This window comes from Paenibacillus soyae (assembly GCF_024623455.1).
Lineage (GTDB): Bacteria > Bacillota > Bacilli > Paenibacillales > Paenibacillaceae > Pristimantibacillus > Pristimantibacillus soyae.
Window position 1 is genome coordinate 1 of sequence record NZ_JANIPJ010000046.1, and the last position, 3,997, is coordinate 3,997.

Here is a 3,997-nt window from a genome sequence, read left to right on the forward strand (position 1 = left end):
ACAAGGATCAAGCGGAACGAATGAAACGCCAGTTGCTTGAGCAACTGAGAGCGGATCAATGCACGACGATGATTGACGGGGATGATTGGAAACGTTATGAGCCGCAGCAGCTCCCGCCAGAGCGTGAGGCACTCTTGCTGCTCCAGGATCCGCCTGCAAGCATTCCTTGTATTCCTGGATATGAAAGAAAATTCGAGGTTAATCAAAACGATTTATTTCGGACCAAGTTTTAACCTAATATATGGAAATAAAATATTGTTGAGAACTCAAGAATAATAAACAAGCTAGGGAACTTTATTGGCACAACAAGGTCTTGGAGCTACAAATATTCTGGCCTCTCATGCGGTATTCGAATGGCCCTGTAAAATAAATATAACAGGTTGCAAGATTAGAGTATGACGAATAATGAAGATATATCTTATTCGATTAATGAGCAGTACAGTTTAAGTGTTATCTGCTGAAGAGAGCAAGTAAAAATCAAAGGGGAGTGTTTTTTTTGAAAAAAAGAATATTGGTTGTAGTAGCCATAACAATGTTGATTAGTTTGATCGCTGCGTGCTCATCCCGGGAAACGGATAAAGATAAAATCGAGGAGAGTGTCGCCCCCCAAAACCTTAATGCAACAGGCTACCCTGTTGTGAATGAGAAAGTAACTCTTAAATTGATGGGGTCCAAAGAAGCCAATCAGGGACCATGGGATAAAATGATGTTTTTTGAAGAGATGGGAAAGGTAACAAATGTCTATTTTGAATTCGATACACCAGATAGCAAGGTGTTTCAAGAAAAGAAAAATTTGACATTTGCCAGCGATAATTTACCCGATGTATTTTTTGCGGGATCTCTGACTACATTTGATCAGATCAATTATGGGAAACAAGGCCTACTGATACCACTTGAAGAACTCATTGACGAATATGCTCCGAATTTCAAAGCACTTATGGACAAGGATCCTGCAATCCGTCGGGCAATTACTGCACCAGATGGGCACATCTACGCGTTGCCGCAAGTCTCAGATATCATTCGTGACAAAATGTTTTTCCGTACTTACTTGAACGCGGAATGGATGGAAGCGTTGGGAAATCCAAAGGTTCCAGAAACAACAGAAGAACTATTGACATTATTAAAGCGCTTTCGTGACGAGGATCCTAATAAGAATGGGATGAATGATGAGCTTCCATTATCTTTTATTAATGAAAAGAATGATTCTTTGAGTGCAGCCAGAACGTATTTAATGCCTGCATTTGGCGTATTGGAAGATAGATCAAATCAATCCCGTTTGCAAGTAATTAACGATAAAGTAAGTGCTGTTTTCATGACTGAGGGTTATAAGGAATTTTTGAAGTATATGAAGATATTGTTTGATGAAAAGCTTCTTGATCCAGAGATATTCACTCACACCAACCAACAACTGAAGGCCAAAGGGCAGGAAAACAAGATCGGAATGACAATGCACGCTGCTCCGTTCTCCGTGTTCAAAGTTGAAAAACCAGAAGATAATGAAAAATATCCTGTGGTAATGCCGTTAACGAGCACAATTAACAATGAAAAACTTTTCACGCCACGTCCTAGTATTAGGCCAGGCACCTTTGCCATTACCAAAAACAATAAGCATCCGGAAGCGACGATGCGATGGGTCGATTACTTGTATACGCCAGAAGGTTTTATGCTCGCCAGTCAGGGCGTTGAAGGAGAATCATGGAAGTGGAAGGACGAAAGCAAGGACACATGGATTCGTATTACTCCGGAGGGTATGAACAAGGAGGAGTTTCGTTCTCAAAACACACCTGAAATCGGATCGATTATTCCACTTATGAAAATGATGGAAGTTAGTTATAGAGAAGACGATCTTGTTAACAGTATTATCAATAAGCAAGCAGATGAATTGTCGCAATATGCTAAAGAAGCTATGCCCTTGCTCTTCTTGTCGGAGGAAGAGGAGAGTCGGGCAAATATTCTTAAAAACGATCTGATGAACTACATCGCGCAAATGGAAGCAAAATTTGTATTGGGGAAAGAGAGTTTTGATAACTGGGATGATTATATGTCTACTCTTAAAAGAATGAATGTGGATGAATATGTAGAGATCTATCAGAATGCATATGTTCGTTGGCAAGCAACGAAGTAACTAAAGAACCGATTCTGTTTGGTATCGTTGTTATCTCATATTTTAGATATTAGAAGGGAGCAAACGAATGACATTCGCAAAAAAACGACCAAACATCATTTTTATTCTAATTGACGACATGGGGTGGCGAGACCTAGGCTGTTACGGCAGCTCATTCTATGAGACGCCCAATATTGATAAATTGGCCAGCGAGGGTGTCAGATTCACAGATGCGTATGCTGCCTGTCCGGTCTGCTCTCCGACGAGAGCGAGTATTATGAGCGGTAAATACCCTGCAACGGTAGGAGTAACAGATTTTATCGGTGGAAAAGCCAAGGGCAAATTACTTGATGCTCCTTACATCAATCACTTGCCTTTGGAGGAGAAAAGCATAGCTAAAGCATTAAAAGAAGGTGGGTATGCAACCTGGCATGTAGGCAAATGGCATCTTGGGGGCCCCGAGTATTATCCGCAACACCACGGTTATGATGTCAACGTTGCCGGATGCTCATGGGGACGGCCGGTCAATGGCTTCTTCAGTCCATATGGTATCGAGAATTTGGAAGACGGCCCAGAAGGAGAATACTTAACGGATCGATTAACTGATGAAGCGATTCAATTATTAAAAAGTCATAGTGACGATCAACCGTTTTTCCTTTACTTGTCCCATTACGCGGTGCATACCCCCATCCAATGCAAGGAGGATCTGATCGAGAAGTACAAGGTCAAATCGAAGGCTATGGGACTGGATGATGAACAAACCTTTGAAGAAGGGGAGTTGTTCCCGACCGAACATAAAAAAAATGAAAGAGTACAGCGTCGCTTGATCCAATCCGACCCCGTATATGCAGCAATGGTCGAGAATCTGGACCAGAACATCGGTCGATTGATGAAGGCTTTAGAAGAGAAAGGGCTTAGTGAGAATACGGTTATCTTCTTCACTTCTGATAATGGCGGATTATCGACCGCGGAGGGCTCGCCGACATGCAATTTCCCGCTGAATGAAGGAAAAGGATGGATGTACGAAGGCGGGGTGCGCGAGCCTCTTATAGTCAAGTGGCCGAATTCGACAAGAAGTGGAGAATCATGCTCGACTCCGGTAACAAGTCCTGATTTTTATCCTACCATACTTGAACTAGCTTCTTTACCGCCAATCCCAGAGCAACATATTGATGGAGTGAGTCTCGTCCCGTTGCTCCAGGGAAAGAGTATCGATCGAGAAGCGCTATATTGGCATTACCCGCATTACGGAAACCAAGGCGGTACACCAGGCTCTTCGATTCGAATAGGGGATTATAAATTGATTGAATTTTTTGAAGACGGTCGATTGGAGCTATACAATCTGAAAGAAGATATTCGCGAAGAGCATAATTTGGCCGAAGTTGAGGTTGAAAGGGCAACTTTGTATCAACGGAAGTTGGAAGAATGGCGCAATAAGGTGGATGCCAAAATACCGCAGCTTAATCCTGACTATTTCGAAAGGCATAATCATTAATACCTATGCCCTGCATAATGAAAATAGAGTTTAAGATTGATGCTATGGCGCAGCCGAACGCTCGATTGTACGGTAAATGGAGGAGACTATGACACGTAAAAACATTTTGTTCTTATTCACAGATCAACAACGATATGACACGATTGAAGCGCATGGCAACCCTATTATCAAGACACCTGCTTTAAATCGATTGGTTGAGACGGGTGTTACCTTCACGCGTGCTTATTCGTCCTGTCCGGTTTGTGTGCCTGCGCGGTATGCCATGATGACAGGGCAGCTGCCGCACCGTACCGATTGTACGGCAAATGAGAGAATGCCAGAAGGACGCCAAAGCTTTATGGAGATTTTATCTCAGAACGGTTATCAGACGCATGGCGTTGGCAAAATGCACTTCACCT

General features: G+C 42.7%; 4 protein-coding genes. All 4 read left to right on the forward strand.

The window, feature by feature from the left end; translation table 11 throughout:
* A partial coding sequence (locus NQZ67_RS29740) for a hypothetical protein (RefSeq protein ID WP_257453133.1) occupies positions 1-233 on the forward strand: 233 nt, incomplete at its 5' end.
* Between the two features lie 263 nt (positions 234-496).
* Positions 497-2,125, forward strand: a complete 1,629-nt coding sequence (locus tag NQZ67_RS29745) for an extracellular solute-binding protein (RefSeq protein WP_257453134.1) — start codon at positions 497-499, stop codon at positions 2,123-2,125.
* Between the two features lie 67 nt (positions 2,126-2,192).
* Positions 2,193-3,599 carry a sulfatase gene (locus NQZ67_RS29750; protein ID WP_257453136.1) on the forward strand — a complete coding sequence of 469 codons (1,407 nt, stop codon included), beginning with the start codon at positions 2,193-2,195 and terminating at the stop codon, positions 3,597-3,599.
* Positions 3,600-3,687: 88 nt separating this feature from the next.
* A partial coding sequence (locus NQZ67_RS29755) for a sulfatase-like hydrolase/transferase (RefSeq protein ID WP_257453138.1) occupies positions 3,688-3,997 on the forward strand: 310 nt, incomplete at its 3' end.

What these genes read in the sequence shown, in the direction of transcription:
- NQZ67_RS29750 (WP_257453136.1), top strand. Translation starts at nt 2,193, where the DNA reads ATGACATTCGCAAAAAAACGACCAAACATCATTTTTATTCTAATTGAC.